Annotated in this window: 20 protein-coding genes and 1 tRNA gene; 16 read left to right on the forward strand and 5 right to left on the reverse strand. The window is 60.0% G+C overall.

From position 1 onward, the window contains the following. Position 1: 1 nt before the first annotated feature. Together ACQZ48_RS18230 and ACQZ48_RS18235 are read right to left on the reverse strand one after the other, a co-directional pair. Positions 2–484 (reverse strand): DUF192 domain-containing protein, encoded by a 483-nt coding sequence (locus tag ACQZ48_RS18230; RefSeq protein WP_165691125.1) that lies wholly within the window; start codon positions 482–484, stop codon positions 2–4. After that, positions 484–1,062 carry a cold-shock protein gene (locus tag ACQZ48_RS18235; protein ID WP_191217990.1) on the reverse strand — a complete coding sequence of 193 codons (579 nt, stop codon included), beginning with the start codon at positions 1,060–1,062 and terminating at the stop codon, positions 484–486. Before ACQZ48_RS18235 ends, ACQZ48_RS18230 begins: the two co-directional genes overlap by 1 nt. A 192-nt stretch (positions 1,063–1,254) precedes the next feature. Here ACQZ48_RS18235 and ACQZ48_RS18240 point away from each other — a divergent pair, with 192 nt between their 5' ends. Together ACQZ48_RS18240 and ACQZ48_RS18245 are read left to right on the forward strand one after the other, a co-directional pair. After that, a complete protein-coding gene (locus tag ACQZ48_RS18240) occupies positions 1,255–1,695 on the forward strand; it encodes a VOC family protein (protein ID WP_077982885.1) in 441 nt (146 codons plus the stop codon). A 156-nt stretch (positions 1,696–1,851) separates the two neighbouring features. Beyond that, entirely contained in the window at positions 1,852–3,126 is a 1,275-nt protein-coding gene (locus tag ACQZ48_RS18245) for a YcbK family protein (RefSeq protein WP_191217991.1), read from the forward strand. A 245-nt stretch (positions 3,127–3,371) separates the two neighbouring features. Here the strand turns inward: ACQZ48_RS18245 and ACQZ48_RS18250 are convergent. Further along, positions 3,372–3,447 (reverse strand) — tRNA-Lys (locus ACQZ48_RS18250). 282 nt (positions 3,448–3,729) lie between these two features. On the opposite strand from ACQZ48_RS18250, the gene ACQZ48_RS18255 reads away from it, so the two are divergent. Both ACQZ48_RS18255 and ACQZ48_RS18260 read left to right on the forward strand, forming a co-directional pair. Continuing rightward, complete coding sequence (locus ACQZ48_RS18255) at positions 3,730–4,476, forward strand: cytochrome c biogenesis CcdA family protein (protein ID WP_089153212.1); 747 nt, start codon at positions 3,730–3,732, stop codon at positions 4,474–4,476. Between the two features lie 34 nt (positions 4,477–4,510). Further along, a complete protein-coding gene (locus tag ACQZ48_RS18260) occupies positions 4,511–5,449 on the forward strand; it encodes an AEC family transporter (RefSeq protein ID WP_077982060.1) in 939 nt (312 codons plus the stop codon). On the opposite strand, the gene ACQZ48_RS18265 is transcribed toward ACQZ48_RS18260, so the two are convergent. Beyond that, the gene (locus ACQZ48_RS18265) at positions 5,433–6,641 is read right to left on the reverse strand and encodes a UbiH/UbiF family hydroxylase (protein ID WP_137410519.1); all 1,209 of its coding nucleotides are present in this window, start codon (positions 6,639–6,641) and stop codon (positions 5,433–5,435) included. The two genes, ACQZ48_RS18260 and ACQZ48_RS18265, sit on opposite strands and share 17 nt — an antisense overlap. Before the next feature lie 209 nt (positions 6,642–6,850). Here ACQZ48_RS18265 and pcsA point away from each other — a divergent pair, with 209 nt between their 5' ends. The 12 genes from pcsA (at position 6,851) to ACQZ48_RS18325 (ending at position 18,749) form a co-directional block, all read left to right on the forward strand. Next, positions 6,851–7,576: a phosphatidylcholine synthase gene (pcsA, locus tag ACQZ48_RS18270; protein ID WP_080792861.1), complete on the forward strand. Its 726-nt coding sequence runs from the start codon at positions 6,851–6,853 to the stop codon at positions 7,574–7,576. Between the two features lie 210 nt (positions 7,577–7,786). Then, positions 7,787–9,346 carry an ABC transporter ATP-binding protein gene (locus ACQZ48_RS18275; RefSeq protein ID WP_448729179.1) on the forward strand — a complete coding sequence of 520 codons (1,560 nt, stop codon included), beginning with the start codon at positions 7,787–7,789 and terminating at the stop codon, positions 9,344–9,346. Beyond that, the gene (locus ACQZ48_RS18280; protein ID WP_137410518.1) at positions 9,336–10,427 is read left to right on the forward strand and encodes an ABC transporter permease; all 1,092 of its coding nucleotides are present in this window, start codon (positions 9,336–9,338) and stop codon (positions 10,425–10,427) included. Before ACQZ48_RS18275 ends, ACQZ48_RS18280 begins: the two co-directional genes overlap by 11 nt. Then, positions 10,427–11,347, forward strand: a complete 921-nt coding sequence (locus tag ACQZ48_RS18285; protein ID WP_191218010.1) for an ABC transporter permease — start codon at positions 10,427–10,429, stop codon at positions 11,345–11,347. The genes ACQZ48_RS18280 and ACQZ48_RS18285 overlap by 1 nt, the downstream gene beginning before the upstream one ends. 35 nt (positions 11,348–11,382) lie before the next feature. Continuing rightward, positions 11,383–12,456, forward strand: coding sequence for a BMP family ABC transporter substrate-binding protein (locus ACQZ48_RS18290; protein ID WP_077982065.1), 1,074 nt, complete (start codon positions 11,383–11,385; stop codon positions 12,454–12,456). Between the two features lie 212 nt (positions 12,457–12,668). After that, entirely contained in the window at positions 12,669–13,406 is a 738-nt protein-coding gene (locus ACQZ48_RS18295) for a FadR/GntR family transcriptional regulator (protein ID WP_077982066.1), read from the forward strand. Between the two features lie 223 nt (positions 13,407–13,629). Next, on the forward strand, positions 13,630–14,991 hold the full coding sequence (glmU, locus tag ACQZ48_RS18300) for a bifunctional UDP-N-acetylglucosamine diphosphorylase/glucosamine-1-phosphate N-acetyltransferase GlmU (RefSeq protein WP_137410517.1): 1,362 nt from the start codon (positions 13,630–13,632) through the stop codon (positions 14,989–14,991). Between the two features lie 102 nt (positions 14,992–15,093). Then, positions 15,094–16,920, forward strand: a complete 1,827-nt coding sequence (gene glmS, locus ACQZ48_RS18305; RefSeq protein WP_077982068.1) for a glutamine--fructose-6-phosphate transaminase (isomerizing) — start codon at positions 15,094–15,096, stop codon at positions 16,918–16,920. Continuing rightward, a complete protein-coding gene (locus ACQZ48_RS18310; RefSeq protein WP_448729157.1) occupies positions 16,917–17,420 on the forward strand; it encodes a GNAT family N-acetyltransferase in 504 nt (167 codons plus the stop codon). Before glmS ends, ACQZ48_RS18310 begins: the two co-directional genes overlap by 4 nt. Before the next feature lie 13 nt (positions 17,421–17,433). After that, on the forward strand, positions 17,434–18,102 hold the full coding sequence (locus ACQZ48_RS18315; RefSeq protein ID WP_077982070.1) for a DUF502 domain-containing protein: 669 nt from the start codon (positions 17,434–17,436) through the stop codon (positions 18,100–18,102). Positions 18,103–18,216: 114 nt separating this feature from the next. Then, entirely contained in the window at positions 18,217–18,462 is a 246-nt protein-coding gene (locus ACQZ48_RS18320; protein ID WP_077982071.1) for a CopG family ribbon-helix-helix protein, read from the forward strand. Next, a complete protein-coding gene (locus ACQZ48_RS18325) occupies positions 18,459–18,749 on the forward strand; it encodes a type II toxin-antitoxin system RelE/ParE family toxin (RefSeq protein ID WP_077982072.1) in 291 nt (96 codons plus the stop codon). The genes ACQZ48_RS18320 and ACQZ48_RS18325 overlap by 4 nt, the downstream gene beginning before the upstream one ends. A 25-nt stretch (positions 18,750–18,774) precedes the next feature. Here ACQZ48_RS18325 and ACQZ48_RS18330 read toward each other — a convergent pair whose 3' ends face one another. Then, a complete protein-coding gene (locus ACQZ48_RS18330) occupies positions 18,775–19,047 on the reverse strand; it encodes a hypothetical protein (protein WP_077982073.1) in 273 nt (90 codons plus the stop codon). Positions 19,048–19,058: the final 11 nt, after the last annotated feature.

Below are 19,058 nucleotides of genomic sequence, written 5' to 3' on the forward strand. Positions count from 1 at the left end.
GTCATTTCCGGTTGCCGATTTGCGCGCTGCGAACCATATCACCCGGCTTGATGCCATAGCGCTTCGCAGTGCCTCCATTGAGTTCAAGCACAAATTTTACTGGCCCGCGGGAGCTGATGATTGCCTCCGAATGCGGAACCGCGTTTTCGTGAATATGGGTAATACGGCCGTCACGGCCGATAAAAAGCATGTCGAGCGGAATAAGCGTATTCCGCATCCACATGGCCACATCACGCGCTTCGCCGAAATCGAACAACATTCCGTTTTCAAGCGGCATGCTCTTGCGGAACATCAGCCCCTGTTCGCGCTGGGCATTGTTCAGCGCCAGTTCGGCAGTGAAATCGTGGCTCTTTCCCCCGGCGGTCTCAATCTGCAGCGGTTCGGACGTGAATGTCTGCTGTTGCTGGGCCTGCGCTGCGGCGGCCAGCGTAAAAAAAAGAAGCGCCATAACGGCGCTTTTCACCATATGGGGCAGGGCGGACATCAATGCGACATCCCGATGGAAACCGGGTTGTCGGGGTGGATTTCCGCCGCCATCAGGCCCTTGTCGCCATCGCCGTAACGCACCAGCACCACCTGGCCGGGGCGAAGCTCCGTCAGGCCGAAACGGCGCAGCGTTTCCATATGCACGAAAATATCTTCCGTTCCTTCGCCGCGCGTCAGGAAGCCGAAGCCCTTGGTGCGATTGAACCACTTGACGATGGCGCGCTCCAGCCCGCTGGACGGCGTTACCTGCACATGGGTGCGCACCGGCGGCATCTGCGAGGGATGGACAGCGGTCGACTGGTCCATGGAGAGAATACGGAACGCCTGAAAACCGCGGTCGCGCCGCTGTATGAGGGCAACGATGCGCGTGCCTTCAAGAATTGTCTGGTAACCGTCACGGCGTAGGCAGGAGACGTGCAGCAGCACATCCTGTGTGCCATTGTCGGGCACGATGAAGCCGAAACCCTTGGCGACGTCGAACCACTTCACCACGCCGGTAATTTCGGTCAGGTCCACGGTATCGCCCGAAAGGTCCTCGACATCGACTATCGTTTTCGATGACATCCTATCAGCCATATCCTGCCAACCCCTCAATTACGCGCCATACACCGGTCAACTGATTCCTGTGCGCCAGATTAACATCTTGGTAACGGTTTCACGCAAGCCCTAGTTTTTGATTTACGCAGCTGCTTTTATGTCGCCGTCCTTGTCCGGGGCTTGCCGCCACGCGTTTAACGGCTCCGGACCCGTGTAATGGAGAGGAAGAAAATGCGGTATCTGCACACAATGGTTCGCGTCAAAGACCTTGGCGAATCACTGAAATTCTATGTCGATCTGCTCGGCCTTACGGAAATACGCCGAATCGAGAACGAAAAAGGTCGGTTCACTCTGGTGTTTCTTGCGGCGCGCGATGACATTGCTGCGGCGAAGGAAAACAAGGCTCCCTGCCTAGAACTCACCTATAATTGGGATACCGAGGATTATACCGGCGGCCGCAACTTCGGCCATCTGGCTTACGAGGTCGACAATATCTACGATTTCTGCGCGCATCTGCAGCAGAACGGCATCGTCATCAACCGGCCGCCGCGTGACGGGCACATGGCCTTCGTGCGCTCGCCGGATGGTATTTCGTTCGAGATTCTGCAGAAGGGCGAAAGCCTCGCACCAGCTGAGCCCTGGATATCTATGCAGAATACCGGTTCCTGGTAGGGACTTTCCGGTGAGCAGCGGCGTTTTCGGGTGCTCTTGCCTTGTCCCGAGGGGATGAGGCATAGTCCGCGAATCAAAACGGCCAGTCCCGTTTTGGGGAAGCACACGCGCCCGTTCCCGTGTTGCTGTTGGAAATGCAAGATACGGAGGCCACCCATGAAAACTGTCGAGAGCGCGAAAGGACGTCTGCTTCGTCAGCGTCTTGTCATCGCGGTTTCACTGTTTGGGCTTTCCGGATGCGTTTCGGCGGTGACCGACGACGAGATGGCCGGCACGACCAAAAAGCCGGAAATTTCCACACAACAGAAGCCGCAGACCGCCGCTTCAACTGCGGCGGCCGGCGCGCAACCGGGACATTATGTGGATCCGGCCGTGGCGTCGGCGGCTGGAGCGGCCGCGCCGGTCCAGCCTCAGGCAGCGGGCGGCCCGGCGCAGGCCTATGGCGCCGCCCCCGATATCGCCGGGTTGACGACGCAGCCAACGGCGATCTCGGCAGGTACGGCAAGCATTTATTCGACCGCCTCCGCCGCAGCAGCGCCCGCCGGTGCCGCAGGGGCACCGGGCGGCGCCGTCGCTACGGGTGTTCCTTCCCAGAGAATCACTCCCGCCGTCAGCAGCGTCTATTCGGCGCCGGTGCAGGCCGCACAGCCGCAACCGGCGGCAGCGCCGGCTCAGGTCCCGCCAGCCGGACAGGCGTCGGCGGAGCAGCACAGCGAAAATCTTCAGCCGGCTCCCGTACCCCTTCCGCAATCGGCATCTGGACAGCTCGCGGCGGCTGCCGCGCAACCAGCCGCCAGCGCCGGAGCGACCGGCGAGAAGCAGGGAGCCGATGGGCAGGGCATGACGCTTGCGGCATTTTTTGCCGGTGCGGCCAAGAAACGTCTGCCGAAAATGATTGAAAGCGGGACTGCGGGCAATACGCAGGTCGCTGCGCTTCCCGGAGCTACGGACGGGACGATGGGCATTGCGCTTTCCGGCCGCTCGGTGATGTCCGACGAATTCGACGATGCCCATCTCGATGAAGAGGATGACCAGCCGACAGGCCTGATGAAACTCGCTTCACTCTCCGGCCTCACCCGCGTCGCCCCGAACGGGCTTTTCCTGCAGACGGACCGTGTCGAAGTCGGCTGTTTCAAGCCGGAACTGGTGCGGATGATCAAGGATGTGGAGCGCCACTACAACAGACCGGCGATCGTCACCTCGGGTTATCGTCCGCCGAAGGGCATAAGGCGGGGCTCCAAGCACTATACCTGCGATGCCGCCGATATCCAGATCAAGGGCGTCTCCAAATGGGAGCTTGCGACCTATCTGCGTTCCCTGCCTGAACGCGGCGGCGTCGGCACCTATTGCCACACCGAGTCGGTCCATATGGACACGGGTGAGCCGAGAGACTGGAACTGGCGTTGCCGCCGTACTGCCGCGCGCAAGTGATTTCCGGGTTTGGCCCTTAGCCTGAGGAACTATTCCTAGCGATCGAAAGCGACTGGCCCGGTTTTGCCGGGGTGCTGGTACGTGAGCCGGTGACCTTTGTCGCTGCGGCTGCCCTGAAACCAGGCTTGCGCTGGATATCGCTGGCTGCATTGCGAAGACTGCGAGCGAATCTTTTCCGCTCCCATGGGAGTTTGATCACCTTCAGTGATAACTCTTTGTGAAATATCAGGAAATTGGACTTGAGGTGGTGAGAGCGCAGGGATTCGAACCCTGGACCTACTGATTAAAAGTCAGTTGCTCTACCGGCTGAGCTACGCTCTCCCGTGTCGGGGCTTGGTTGCCCTTCGGAAGTGCGCGGAACATAGGTAGAGCGATCCGTTCGGTCAACCCAAAAAAAGCGGTTTCGACAATCAATCCGGTTTTTTTTGTCGCACCCCCGAAAAGGTGATTGGAGAGAGGGGGCGGCTGGGGATAAAACCGGCTTCAGACATGTCGGCTGGACGGGTGAAATCCTTTTGCAGCAATGACATGCACGAAAATGAAGCGTGAAGCGGCGGCGCAGCTTGAGAATCGCGGCGGCTTTGCGGGATGCGGAGTTCTTTGTTGTCGATTGCCGATATTTCCCTGTTCAGCGCGCTTCTGGCCGGCGCTCTTTCGTTTCTGTCGCCCTGCGTCCTGCCGCTGGTGCCGCCTTATCTCTGTTATATGGCGGGTGTTTCGGTCGAGCAGTTCAGGACGGAAGATACCGCGCCGCGGCCGGAGATTCGCAGGGCCGTGCTGTTTTCAGCCTTCTTCTTCACGCTCGGTTTCGCCACGGTCTTCGTGGCGCTTGGGGCAGGCGCCTCGACGATCGGTACGCTCCTGCGTCAGAATCTGGATATTCTCGCCAAGGTCGGTGGTTTCATCATCATTCTGATGGGGCTGAATTTCCTCGGCGTGTTCCGCATCGGCCTGTTTTCGCGCGAGGCGCGGTTTCAAGGCGCGGGCAAGCCGGCCACGCTGTCCGGGGCCTATGTCATGGGCCTTGCCTTCGCTTTCGGCTGGACGCCCTGCATCGGTCCGGTTCTGGGGGCTATTCTCGGCGTCGCCGCCGCACGCGATACGGTTGGCGACGGTGCGGCGCTGCTTGCGGTCTATTCTCTTGGCCTTGCGGTGCCGTTCTGGATCGCGGCGGCGTTTTCCGGCTCCTTCATGCGTTTCCTCGTCCGCTTCCGCCGCCATCTTGGGCTCGTGGAAAAGCTGCTGGGCGTGTTGCTGGTGCTGACCGGTCTCGCTTTCATGTCCGGTTTTATCACCAATGTGGCGATCTGGTTCCAGGAGACCTTTCCGATCCTGATGCAAATCGGCTAAGCCTCCCGCTGGAGTTGCTTGCGGGGGAAATATAGTGACGGATATCGTCGGATTGCTGTTGCCGTTTTTCGGCCTGATCTTCATCGGCTACGGTGCGGCGCGCATCACGAAGCAGCCGGTCGAGGCGATGGGCTGGCTGAACACTTTCATCATCTATGCGGCGCTGCCGGCGCTGTTTTTCAAGCTTGTGTCTAAAACGCCGGTGGAAGAGCTGGCGCGGATGGATTTCGTCGCGGCCAGTCTCGCCTGCACCTATGGCGTTTTCCTGGCTGTGTTCCTGATCGGCCGATTCGTACGGAAAAACAGCCTTTCCGAAACCACGATCCAGAGTTTCGCGGCCAGCTACGGCAATATCGGTTATATGGGGCCGGGCCTAGCGCTTCTGGCGCTTGGCGAGAAGGCGGCGGTGCCGGTGGCGTTGATCGTCTGCCTTGAAAACGCCGCCCATTTCATCGTCGCCCCGGCGATGATGGCGGTTGCCGGCGGCGACAAGCGTTCCCCGCCAAGGCTTGCGCTGGATGTGGCGCGCAAGGTCATTACCCATCCCTTCATCGTCTCCGTCATCGCCGGCTTTCTGGCCGCATCGCTGTCGTGGCAGCCGCCGGAGGCGGTGCAGCGGCTGGTGGATTATCTGGCGCAATCGGCGGCGCCCTGCGCACTGTTTGCCATGGGCGTGACGCTGGCGCTTCGGCCGATGAAACGTGTGCCGGTGGAAATCAGCTATATCGTGCCGGCAAAGCTGATCCTGCATCCGCTCGCCGCCTATCTCGTGCTGTCGTCGCTCGGGCGGTTCGAGCCGGTGTGGATCTATTCAGCCGTGCTTTTGGCCGCGCTGCCGACCGCGACGAATGTCTTCGTCATCGGCCAGCAATATCACGTCTGGCAGGAGAGGGCGTCTGCGACGATCCTGATTTCGACGGTTCTGTCTGTCTTCACGCTGACCGGCGTGGTTTATTTCATCCAGCCTTTTTGAAGCTGCCGAACAGCAGCGAGGGCAGGGCCTTCAGCCCGCGACCCGGCTCGATGCCTTCGCGCATGACCATGCTTCTAAGCGTGCCGATGCCGGAAAGCACATGCAGTCCCGCCGCGCGCGCCATCTGTACCGGCAGGAGATCGGAAAGCAGCGAGCGGTTCAGGAGATCGACGCTCAGCGTGCGGCTATAGACATCCGCTCGCCGCTTGCGGTCGAATCTATCGCCGGCGTCGGCCGCAATCGGCCGGTCGGAGACGGCGCTCAGCAATTCCGTCAGCGCGATGATGTCGCGCAGGCTGAGGTTCAACCCCTGCGCGCCGATGGGCGGAAAACCGTGCGCTGCCTCGCCGATCAGGGCGACGCGGCCCTTGCCGAAGCGGTGCGCAGTCATGGAAGAAAGCGGCCAGGCCTGAACGCTGTCCTCGACAGTGACCGCTCCCAGCATGGATTGCATGCGCTCCTCGACGCGCAGGCTGAGCGTCTCCAGCGGCAGCGCCGTCAACTCTTCCGCCTGCTGCGGGGTAACGACCCAGACGAGGCTGGAGCGGTCGCCGGGCAAGGGAACCTGTGTGAAAGGCCCGGTGGGTGTGTGGAACTCCGTCGAGACATTGCCGTGCGGCCGGCTATGGCCAAAGTTCAAAACAATGGCGGTCTGCGGATAGGACCAGGATTTGACGCCGATGCCAGCTGCATCCCGCACCATGGATTTGCGACCATCCGCGCCGATGAGGAAATCGGCGGAGAGCGTTTCGCCATTCGCAAGGGTCACTGTCATGCGGTCGTTGCCGATGTCGATTGTCTCGGCGGACGTGTCGAGGCGGGAAATATTGTGTTCCTGCTCGACCGCTTCGCTCAGGACGCCGAGCAGCGCCTCGTTGGGGATGTTCCAGCCAAAGGCGTCCAGCCCGATTTCGGAGGAACGGAACTGCACGGTGGGTGCACGCAGCAGGCGGTCGGTGCCATCGATGATCTGCATGGTGGAAAGGCGTGCGGCCGAAGGCGCGATGCGCGACCAGAGGCCAAGGCGGTCCATGAAACGGATGGACTGGTCCATCAGCGCGGTGGTGCGCTGGTCCTTCCTGTCGCTGGAAGGTGCGATGAGCGCCACGTGGCGGCCCGCCCGCGCCAGAGCGATGGCCGCGATCTGCCCCGCAAGTCCCGCACCGGTGATGGCGATATCGAAGTGTCTCATGGTCGTGATCCGTTGTTATTTCCAAACCATCATAAAGGCTTCGGTTGGGTAAATCCACTTCGGTCCCGGAACATCCGGTTGCGAAGATTCGTTAGTTGTGCCGCTATATTAGTCCTAGGATAAGCGGATTGAGCCGGTTGCAAAGCGTGGTGAATGGCCGCATACCGGAACAAACAGGGCGGATGAAAAACGGGGCGCAGACGCTGACCATGAAAATTTTCAACTATAAGCGTGTTCCCTACGCGGAAATCCGCGCCTTTTCCGTCCACATGCTCACGGCCTCCGGCTCGTTTCTGGCTTTTCTCGGTGTTGTCGCCGCAGCCGAACACCGCTTCGTCGATATGTTCTGGTGGCTGGGGCTTGCGCTGCTGGTGGATGGCATCGACGGTCCCATCGCCCGCAAGGTCAGGGTGAAGGAAGTGCTGCCCAACTGGTCCGGTGATACGCTCGATAATATCATCGACTATGTCACCTATGTGCTGTTGCCCGCCTTTGCGCTTTATCAGAAGGGCATGATCGGCGAGCCGCTGTCCTTCGTGGCAGCCGGCATGATCGTGGTGTCGAGCGCCATTTATTACGCCGACATGGGCATGAAGACGGACGAGTATTTCTTCTCCGGCTTTCCGGTGGTGTGGAATATGGTGGTGTTCACCCTGTTCGTCATGGACGCCAGCGCCACGACGGCAATGGTTGTCGTTACCGTTTCGGTGTTTTTGACATTTCTGCCGATCAACTTCCTGCATCCGGTGCGGGTGAAGCGATTGCGGCCGCTCAATCTCGCCGTGGTCTTCATCTGGTGCGCGCTTGGCGGTTATTCGCTGCTGATGCACTTCGAAACCCCGAGCTGGGCCGTGATCGGCTTTGTGGCAAGTGGCCTCTATCTTTATTGCATCGGTGGAATATTGCAGTTTTTCCCCTCGCTCGGCGCGAAGTAAGAACGGGTAAAGCCGTTTATTGTTTGTGCAAATTGCATTTAAGCGGCTTCTTTTTCAGTTGTGCGCAGCAGCAAAACCGTTATCAATAAGTCTTGATTGGATGAGATTGCATACGCATTGGCGTCCGATTGGGAACAATGACCACGATCGTTGGAAACGCTTCGAAGAAGGCGCGGCGGTCGGTGAGAGAGGGAACTCGTGACTGGAACTTTGGCGCCGGAGGCCGTGCCTCTCCTGTCCGTTCGCAAGCTGACCAAGCTGTTCGGCAATTTCGCCGCCTGCAACGGCATCGATCTCGATATTGCGCCGGGCGAAATCCACGCGCTTCTGGGTGAAAACGGCGCGGGCAAATCCACGCTCGTCAAGATGCTGTTCGGTGTTCTCGCGCCAAGCGAAGGCGAGATTGTCTGGCAGGGCCAGCCGGTTTCCGTCGCCTCGCCAAGCGAGGCCCGCAGGCTTGGCATCGGCATGGTGTTCCAGCATTTTTCGCTCTTCGAAGCGCTGACGGTGGCTGAAAACATCGCCCTGTCGCTCGACCCGAAAATTTCACTGAAGGAAATCGCCGGGCAAGCGGAAATGTTGTCGCGCGCCTATGGCCTGCCGCTCGATCCCAATGCGCATGTGGCCGATCTTTCGGTCGGCGAGCGCCAGCGCATCGAAATTGTCCGCGCGCTTTTACAGAACCCGCGCCTGATCATTCTCGATGAGCCAACCTCGGTTTTGACGCCGCAGGAGGCCGACAAGCTGTTCGAGACGTTGGAGAAGCTGAAGGCTGAAGGCCGTTCTGTGCTTTATATCAGCCATCGTCTCGAAGAAGTGCAGCGCATCTGCGACCGTGCCACCGTCCTGCGGCATGGCAAGGTGACGGGCGCCTGCGATCCGCGCAAGGAAACGCCAGCGTCGTTGGCGCGCATGATGGTCGGCAGCGATGTCGCAAGCGTTTCGCGGGCCACGGGCGAGACGCTCGGCGCGCCGCAGATCGAGGTCAGTGGGCTCTCGGTGGCGCCACGCACGCCTTTTGCCGTGGCGCTGAAATCGATATCCATGCAGGTGCGCGCCGGCGAGGTGCTGGCGATTGCCGGTGTGGCCGGCAACGGCCAAGGTGAGTTGTTCGATGCGCTTTCGGGCGAATATCCGGTCTATAACAATGACGCCATTCGCCTGCGCGGCAAGCCAGTCGGTCGCATCGGCATCAATGGCCGCCGGCTGATGGGCGCGGGTTTTGTGCCGGAAGAGCGCCACGGCCACGCCGCCGTTCCCGGCATGAGTCTGTCCGACAATCTGCTCTTGGCGCGGGCGCGCTCCGACCGCAAGGCGTTTCTGACCGGCGGTTTCCTGTGCATCGTGCGTGGCTCAGTCATCAGGGCTGCGGCGCGACGCATTTCGGAAACGATGGATGTGCGCAAAAGCGGGGCCGATCCGCTCGCCGGGTCGCTGTCTGGCGGTAATCTGCAGAAATTCATCGTCGGGCGCGAGCTTGACCGCCAGCCTGCCGTGCTGGTGGTCAACCAGCCGACCTGGGGCGTGGATGCGGGTGCGGCGAGCCGCATCCGTCAAGCGCTTGTCGACCTTGCCAAAGCGGGCTCGGCCGTCATCGTCATCAGTCAGGATCTCGATGAGATCTTCGAAGTCGCCACCAATATCGCTGTCATTTCCGACGGCAAGCTGTCAGAGACCCATTCGGTGGAGGAAATGACGCTCGAAAAGATCGGCCTGTTGATGGGCGGCATTCACACGTCACATTCGGGAGCCGCCCAGTATGCGCATTGAACTTGAAAAACGCGCAGGCGTCTCCCGGCTTTTCACCCTGCTTTCGCCGCTTCTGGCGCTCACGCTGACGCTGCTTGTCGGCGCCATCATGTTCGCCATGCTCGGCAAGAACCCGTTGGACGCGCTCTATGCCTTTTTCGTCGAGCCGCTGCTGGAAGTCTGGTCGCTCCATGAACTGGCGATCAAGGCCGCACCGTTGATCCTGATCGGCGTCGGGCTATCGATCTGTTATCGCTCCAACAACTGGAACATCGGCGCGGAGGGGCAGTTCACCATCGGCGCGATCACCGGTTCCATCCTGCCGGTGCTTTATCCCGATTGGCATTCGCCGCTGCTTTTGCCTTTGATGCTGGTGATGGGCGCCGTGGGCGGCGCGCTTTATGCGGGTATTCCCGCACTTTTGAAGACGAAGTTCAACACCAACGAAATCCTCGTCAGCCTGATGCTGGTCTATGTTGCGCAGCTTTTCCTCGACTGGCTGACGCGCGGCATCTGGCGCGATCCGGGCGGCTACAACTTCCCGCAGACCAAGCCCTTCAACGAGAGTGCCGTGCTGCCGGAAATGCTGGCCTCGGGCCGGGCGCATTGGGGTTTCGTTTTCGCCATCGTTGCGGCCATCGCGCTGTGGTTCATGATGCGCTACATGCTGAAGGGCTTCGAAGTCACCGTGCTTGGCCAATCGGCGCGGGCAGGGCGTTTCGCCGGGTTTTCGTCGAGCCGCATGGTGTGGTTTTCGCTGCTGCTTTCCGGCGCGCTGGCGGGGCTTGCTGGCATATCGGAGGCCTCCGGCTCCATCGGCCATCTCCAGCCCAGCATTTCGCCGGGTTACGGCTTTACCGCCATCATCGTCGCCTTTCTCGGTCGTCTCAATCCGCTCGGCATCATCCTTTCCGGGCTGGTGCTGGCGCTGACCTATCTCGGCGGCGAAGCGGCGCAGCTTTCAATCGGTGTGTCGGACAAGGTGACGCGCGTGTTTCAGGGGCTGATGCTGTTCTTCGTGCTGTCCTGCGATACGCTGATCTTCTATCGCATCAGGGTGTTCTTTCCCGGCAAGGCGCATCGTAAAGAAGGAGCGGCATGATGGATATGCTTCAGGCCATTCTCCTCACAGTCATCACCGCCGCCACGCCGCTCGTCATCGCCGCTTCCGGCGAGCTGGTAACGGAGCGCTCCGGCGTCCTCAATCTGGGTGTCGAGGGCATGATGATCATGGGTGCGGTCTGCGCTTTCGCGGCCGCGCATATGACCGGATCTCCCTATCTCGGCATTCTGGCCGGCATTGCCTCCGGTGCGGTTTTTTCGCTGCTCTTCGGTTTCCTGACGCTGACGCTCGTTACCAACCAGGTGGCGACGGGTCTTGCGCTTACCATTCTCGGCCTCGGCGTTTCGGGCATGCTGGGTGAAAGTTTCGTCGGCCTGCCGGGCATCAAGCTGCAGCCCATCGTCTTTCCGCTGCTGTCGGACATTCCCTTCCTCGGTCCGCTGCTTTTCCGGCAGGATTTGATCTTCTACCTCTCCATCGCGCTTGTCGCCGGCATCAGCTGGTTTCTGTTCAAAAGCCGCATGGGTCTCAAAATCCGCGCCATCGGCGATAATCACGCTTCGGCCCATGCGCTCGGCATCAATGTCATCCGCACCCGCTATCTGGCCGTCATGTTCGGCGGCGCCTGTGCGGGGCTTGCGGGGGCGCAGCTGTCGCTGGTCTATACGCCGCAATGGGTGGAAAACATGGCGGCCGGGCGCGGGTGGATTGCGCTGGCGCTCGTCGTCTTCGCCTCGTGGCGCCCATGGCGAGTGCTGGCGGGCGGTTATCTGTTCGGCGCCGTCACCATCGGCCAATTGCATGCGCAGGCGTTCGGCATCGGGGTGCCGTCGCAATTGCTGTCGGCGCTGCCCTATGTCGCCACTATTGTCGTGCTGGTCATCATCTCGCATAATCGCCGCACGACCTTGATCAATACACCGGCCTCGCTTGGCAAGTCCTTCGTGCCGGACAGGTGAAGCATTCTCACGTCTCCAAACCAACAGGGGTAAAAATGAAAAAACTGGTCATCGCACTCGCCGCTTCCGTTGCGGCTCTCGGCGGCGTCGTTTCCTCGGCTGAGGCCGCCGACGCCAAGAAGGTCTGCTTCATCTATGTCGGTTCAAAGACCGACGGCGGCTGGACACAGGCGCACGATATCGGCCGTCAGGAACTGCAGGCGCATTTCGGCGACAAGATCGAAACGCCGTTCCTCGAAAGCGTTCCGGAAGGTCCGGATGCCGAACGCGCCATCGAACGCATGGCCCGCTCGGGTTGCGAACTGGTGTTCACCACCTCCTTCGGCTTCATGGACGCCACCATCAAGGTTGCCCAGAAGTTCCCCAAGGTGAAGTTCGAACACGCTACGGGCTTCAAGACCGCCGAAAATGTCGCGACCTACAATTCGCGCTTCTATGAAGGCCGCTACATTCAGGGCCAGATCGCCGCGAAGATGTCGCAGAAGGGTCTCGCCGGCTACATCGCGTCCTTCCCGATCCCGGAAGTGGTGATGGGCATCGACGCCTTCGTGCTCGGCGCGCAGTCCGTTAATCCGGACTTCAAGGTGAAGGTCGTCTGGGCCAACACCTGGTTCGACCCCGGCAAGGAAGCCGATGCCGCCAAGGCGCTGATCGACCAGGGCGTCGATATTCTGACCCAGCACACCGACACCACCGCGCCGATGCAGGTTGCCGCAGAACGCGGCATCAAGGCCTTCGGTCAGGCGTCCGACATGATCGCGGCCGGTCCGAAGACGCAGCTTACCGCCATCAAGGACACTTGGGGCGCCTACTACATCAAGCGCACGCAGGCTCTTCTCGATGGTACCTGGAAGTCCGAATCGGTATGGGACGGCCTGAAGGACGGCATCCTGACCATGGCGCCTTACACCAACATGCCTGATGACGTGAAGAAGATGGCTGAAGACACCGAAGCCAAGATCAAGTCGGGCGAGCTGCATCCCTTCACCGGTCCGGTGAAGAAGCAGGACGGTTCGGAATGGCTGAAGGCGGGTGAGAAGGCCGAGGACGGCGTTCTGCTCGGCCTCAATTTCTACGTCGCCGGTGTGGACGACAAGCTGCCCCAATAATGCTTTTTAGCCATCGTTACTGAAGCAAGGCCGCACATATGTCATGTGCGGCCTTGCTTATTTTCACGCGTTTTATTGCAGGGATGAAGTTTACCTTTGCTTTTCATGCAACTTGATGTTTTTCACTATAATCTGACTTGAGATACACACGTCTGGCGCGATTTTTTCAAGATCGCCAACCGAACGGAAGGATATGGCACTTGCAGCGCGGAATGCTCGATGCGGCGATCGGTTTTCGAAAGCTGCGGACAAATCATGCACAGGTCGTTCACAAGCTCGGTCTCGATATCGTGTCCGGCGTCTTCAAGACGGGTGATATACTGCCGGGCGATGCCGAGCTGATGGACCGCCTGAAAGTATCGCGCACAGTGCTGCGCGAAGCGATGAAGACGCTGACCGCCAAGGGTATGATTTCCCCCAAGGCGCGGATCGGCACCCGGGTGACGGAGCGCGAAAGCTGGAACATGTTCGACAGCGAGGTGCTGCTCTGGCATTTCGAGGCTGGCGTCAGCGACGAGTTTCTGTTGCATCTTTACGATATCCGTCAGGCCTTCGAGCCCTATGGCGCGGGGCTCGCTGCCATCAGGGCGCAGGACGCCGATATCGCCAAGCTCGCCGCTTACGCCAACGAGATGGGCAATACGGCCTATTCCAAGGAAAAGCGCGCGCTTGCGGATATGAATTTCCATGTGCTCATCACCGAAATGTCCGGTAATCCGTTCATGCGCACCGTCGGTTCGCTGATAAAGGCGGCTCTGGTGGGCATTTTCCGGATGAGCAACCCGGAAACCGATCCCAATGAGATTTCCGACGTGTCCGCCTCGCATCTGCGGCTCGTGGAGGCGTTTCGCCTGCGCGATGAGGGTGCAGCGCGCCGCGAGATGGAAAGGCTGATCGAAAACGGCCGCCAGCAGGTGCTGGAATTCACTGCCCGCAATCCACGGCGATAAATCAGACCGAGGGAACGGGATGCGATACCGTTGCAATCACGTTTGATGAAAATCGGTGCGGAAATTTGGTGCAGATTTGCATGGTTTCTTAAGTGGGCCGCCGTTATAGCAATTTCGGAATGAAATTACCGATGCGCCCGTTCGTTTTGCCGGACGGCGTGAAGTCAAACATATGCCGCCGTCCTGACCGTCCTGCGGTCGGTGACGTGGTGTTGGAGGTCTTATGGAGCGCAGCTCTCTAGCCGTTATTCTCGCAGCGGGCGACAGCACGCGCATGAAATCGTCGAAATCCAAGGTGCTGCATCCGGTCGCCGGGCGTCCGATGATCGCCCATGTGGTGGGGGCGGTGGCTGGATCTGGCGTCAGCACGGTGGCGTTGGTGGTTGGGCGCGATGCCGAGAATGTCGCTGCGGCCGCAAGCCTGCCGGGCCTTGAGGTGGAAGCTTTCGTGCAGACGGAACGCAAGGGCACCGGCCATGCGGTGCTTGCCGCACGCGCAGCTATCGAACGCGGTTTTGACGATCTCATCGTTGCCTATGGCGATGTCCCGCTCATCACGTCTGCAACGCTCGACCGGGCGCGTGAGGCGATTGCCGCCGGCGCCGATGTCGCCGTCATCGGCTTCCATACCGACCGCCCGACCGGTTACGGCCGGCTTCTGGTCAAGGATGGCGAACTTGTCGCGATCCGCGAGGAGAAGGACGCGACCGATGCGGAGCGTAAGGTGACCTGGTGCAATAGCGGATTGATGGCCATCAACGGCCGCAACGCCCTTGATCTGCTCGACCGCATCGGCAACAGCAATGTGAAGGGCGAATATTATCTGACCGATGTGGTCGAGATCGCCCGTTCCCTCGGCCGCCGCGCCGTCGCCATCGATGCGCCCGAAACGGAACTGGTCGGCTGCAACAACCGTGCCGAACTGGCCTTTATCGAGAAGCTCTGGCAGGAGCGCCGCCGTCATGAGCTGATGGTCGATGGCGTCTCGATGGTCGCGCCCGAGACAGTATTCCTTTCCTTCGATACGAAGATCGGGCAGGACGTATTGATCGAACCGAATGTCGTGATCGGTCCCGGCGTCACCATTGAGCCGGGCGCCGTCATTCATGCGTTTTCGCATCTGGAAGGGGCGTATGTTGCGCAAGGCGCGGCCGTTGGTCCCTATGCGCGGCTGCGTCCGGGCGCGAACCTGCACGCCAATGCCAAGGTGGGCAATTTCTGCGAGGTCAAGAAGGCTGAGATCGGTGAGGGCGCCAAGGTCAATCATCTGACCTATATCGGCGATGCCTTCATCGGCGCGGGCAGCAATATCGGTGCGGGCACGATTACCTGCAATTATGACGGTTACAACAAGGCGGAAACGCGGATCGGGGCCAACAGCTTCATTGGCTCGAACTCGTCGCTGGTTGCACCTGTCACCATTGGCGAGGGGGCCTATATCGCTTCCGGCAGCGTCATCACCAATGACGTGCCTGCTGAGGGCCTGGCTTTCGGGCGCGCACGGCAGGAGGTGAAACCCGGTCGCGCGACCGTGGTGCGCGAGCGGGCAAAAGCGCTGAAGGAAGCGAATAAAAAGTCGTCCTGACGGACGTTACCAAACGATACCGAAAGTGACCGGCGCCATAATTGCGGATTGTTCGGGAACGGTTAGTAGTTTCGGCGAAGAGATCGCCGTCTGGAGAAATATATGTGCGGAATTGTCGGAATTGTCGGAACCCAGCCAGTTGCTGAACGGCTTGTCGATGCGCTGAAGCGTCTCGAATATCGCGGTTACGATTCGGCTGGTGTCGCCACCATCGACAATGGCGCGATGGATCGCCGCCGGGCGGAAGGCAAGCTGTTCAATCTCGAGAAGCTGGTCTCTGAAAAGCCGCTGCCGGGTGTGGTCGGCATCGCCCATACGCGCTGGGCGACGCATGGTGTTCCGAACGAAACCAATGCCCATCCGCATTTCGTCGATGGCGTTGCCGTGGTCCACAATGGCATCATCGAAAACTTCGCCGAACTGCGCGAGGAGCTGACAGCCGAGGGTGCGAGCTTCACCACCCAGACCGATACCGAAGTGGTGGCGCAGCTCCTGGCGAAATATACCCGCGAGGGTCTCGGCCATCGCGAGGCGATGCTAAAGATGCTGAACCGCGTGACGGGTGCCTATGCGCTGGTGGTGATGTTCAAGGACGATCCCGGCACGCTTCTCTCGGCGCGTTCCGGCCCGCCGCTTGCCGTTGGTTACGGTCGGGGCGAGATGTTCCTGGGGTCTGATGCCATCGCGCTGTCGCCGTTTACCAATGAGATCACCTATCTGGTGGATGGCGATTGCGCCATCGTGACCCGGCAGGGTGCTGAGATCATCGATTTCTCCGGCAAACCGGTGAAGCGCGAGCGGCAGATATCGCAGGCGACGGCCTATGTGGTCGACAAGGGCAACCATCGCCACTTCATGGAAAAGGAAATCTACGAGCAGCCGGAAGTCATTTCCCATGCGCTCAGCCATTACGTGGACTTCGCCTCCAAGACCGTGAAGCAGGCCGACACGGCCATTGATTTCGCCAAGCTTTCCGGCCTTGCCATTTCCGCCTGCGGGACGGCCTATCTTTCCGGCCTGATCGGTAAATACTGGTTTGAGCGTTATGCACGCTTGCCGGTGGAAATCGATGTCGCCTCGGAATTCCGTTATCGCGAAATGCCACTTCAGCCGTCCCAGGCGGCGCTGTTCATCTCGCAATCGGGCGAGACCGCCGATACGCTGGCGTCGCTGCGCTATTGCAAGGAAAACGATCTCAAGATCGGCGCCATCGTCAATGTGCGGGAATCGACCATCGCGCGGGAATCCGACGCCATTTTCCCGATCCTTGCAGGCCCGGAGATCGGCGTCGCCTCCACCAAGGCTTTCACCTGTCAGCTTGCGGTCCTCGCGTCTTTGGCAATCGCCGCGGGCAAGGCGCGCGGTACGCTGAAGCCGGGCGAGGAAAAGGAGCTGGTGCAGCAGTTGATCGAGATGCCGCGCATCATGAGCAAGGTGCTGAACCTCATCCAGCCGCAGATCGAGGCGCTGTCGCGCGATCTGTCGCGCTTCAAGGACGTGCTTTATCTCGGCCGCGGCACCAGCTTCCCGCTGGCGCTGGAGGGTGCTTTGAAGCTCAAGGAAATCTCCTATATCCACGCTGAAGGTTATGCTGCCGGCGAGCTGAAGCATGGGCCGATCGCGCTGATCGACGAGAACATGCCTGTTATCGTCATCGCCCCGCATGACCGTTTCTTTGAAAAGACCGTTTCGAACATGCAGGAGGTCGCCGCGCGCGGCGGCCGCATCATCTTCATCACCGATGAGAAGGGGGCTGCTGCCTCCACGCTCGACACCATGGCGACGATCACGCTCCCCAATGTCGACGAGCTGATTGCGCCGATGGTCTTCTCGCTGCCGATCCAGCTGCTTGCCTATCACACCGCTGTCTTCATGGGCACGGATGTGGACCAGCCGCGCAATCTGGCGAAGTCGGTCACGGTGGAATGATCGTCCGGCCGGAGCGGCAGGGTGATGAAGAGGCGATTGCTCGCGTAACGGAAGATGCCTTCCGTGACGTCGATTACAGCGACAAGACGGAGCATCTCATCGTCGGGCGGTTGCGCAGGGCAGGTGCGCTCACCGTTTCACTGGTTGCCGAGGACAGCGAAGGCATCATCGGTCATGTCGGCTTTTCGCCGGTGACGCTTACCAGCGGCGAGACCGGCTGGTTCTGCCTTGCGCCGCTTTCCGTAACGCCGGAACGGCAGGGGCAGGGTGTCGGCTCCAGGCTGGTGCGGGACGGGCTTGCCGCCCTGGAGCGTCTGAATGCTTCCGGCGTGGTCGTCGCGGGCGATCCGGACTACTATGGCCGCTTCGGTTTTCGCCATGTCGATGGGGTGAATGCGGAAGGGATTCCTGACGAATATTTCACAGTTCTTCGCTTGCATGGTGGAACTCCATCCGGCATTGTCGGTTTTCATCCGGGTTTCGATGGCGACAACGCTTAATTCCGAACGGTAAATGACCGATATTCCAGTAAAAATTTCATTCGCAGCCCGCCTGCGCAACAGTTTCCTCACGGGCGTTCTGATCCTTGCGCCTGTCACCATCACCATGTGGCTGGTGTGGAGCTTCCTGCAATGGGCGGATAGCTGGGTGAAGCCCTATATTCCGGCCCGTTACGATCCGGAGCAATATTTCGATGTGGCGATCCCCGGTTTCGGCCTGCTGATCGCCGTCATCGGCATCACACTCATCGGCTTTCTGGGCAACAACCTGATCGGCAAATGGATCGTCGGCGTCGGCGAATCCATCCTCAACCGCATGCCGCTGGTGCGGCCGATCTATAAAAGCATCAAGCAGCTGTTCGAATCCGTTCTGAAAGAGCATTCGAACTCCTTCAAGAAGGTGGGCCTGATCGAGTTTCCGTCATCCGGCACCTGGGCGATGGTCTTCGTCGCGTCTGAGGCCAAGGGCGAGCTTGCCCATCGTTTCAACGAAATGGGCCAGCAGATGGTCGCCGTGTTCCTGCCGCCCACGCCGGTGCCGACGGCGGGCTTCCTGCTGTTCGTGCCGAAAGACAAGATCGTGATGCTGGACATGACGCCGGAAGATGCGGCGAAACTGCTGATATCCGGCGGTTTGGTGGCCCCGGATTTCACGCCGCCGAAAATGATTGCGCCGGTTTGAGGATTTGTGACGCACTGGGTTCGTTGCTCTGTTCTCCCTTGAGTTTTCATGCCCACGGTTGACGAACCAATATGGTTCACCGATAATCATAGTGAACCACGAAAGGTCGCAACCATGACTGCATTCACGGTGCGCTTGCCGGACGAAGTTGCCAACAAGCTTGAACAGCTGGCGGAAAAGCTTGATCGCTCGCGGTCCTACATGGCGGCACGGGCGATTGAGGACTTTGTTGCTCGCGAAGAGTGGCAGCTCGCGGAAATCGAGGCCGGTTTGGCGGAAGCGGATCGCGGCGAGTTTGGAACGCAAGACGATCTGGCAAACATTGTCGGGAAATATGTAAAGTCCGCTCGGCCGTCATGAGCGACCGGAGAATTCGCTGGACTGTGCGGGCGCTGCGACGGCTCGATGAAATCGGTAGGCATATCGAAACGGACAATCCTGCAGCTGCCGCCCGCGTGATTTCCCGTATTGTGTCAGCGGCCGACATGTTGGTGGATCAACCAGCTATGGGACGGGTCGGGCGCATTAAGGGAACGCGGGAAGCCGTGCTGTCCGACATTTCCTACATCGTTGCCTATCGTGTTGGCCGGGATATCGAAATCCTGACGGTTATTCACACCTCGCAGCGATGGCCGTCGGCACTTTAACCAAACTATTTCTCAGGCGCCCCGATCAATCCTCGTCATCCAGATCGTCCATCTCTGTCCCCGTCGTGGTCGCGTGGAAAACCGGAACGAAAAGCCGCATATAGACCAGCCGCACGGTCCAGCCCTGTTCCAGTGCCTCCGTCCATGCCTTCTTGCGGCCTGGTTTCTTGAAGGCCTTGCCGATGGCTTTTTTCTCGCTTTTCGCAAATGTCTCGGGCTGCAGAATATTCTGCGGCGAGCAGAGCGCGTAGCCTTTCCTGAAGGCGGGCGGTGGGCGGCGCGGGTCGATCATGTTCATGGGCGTTCACT

It is taken from the genome of Agrobacterium sp. 22-209-1 (assembly GCF_053522485.1).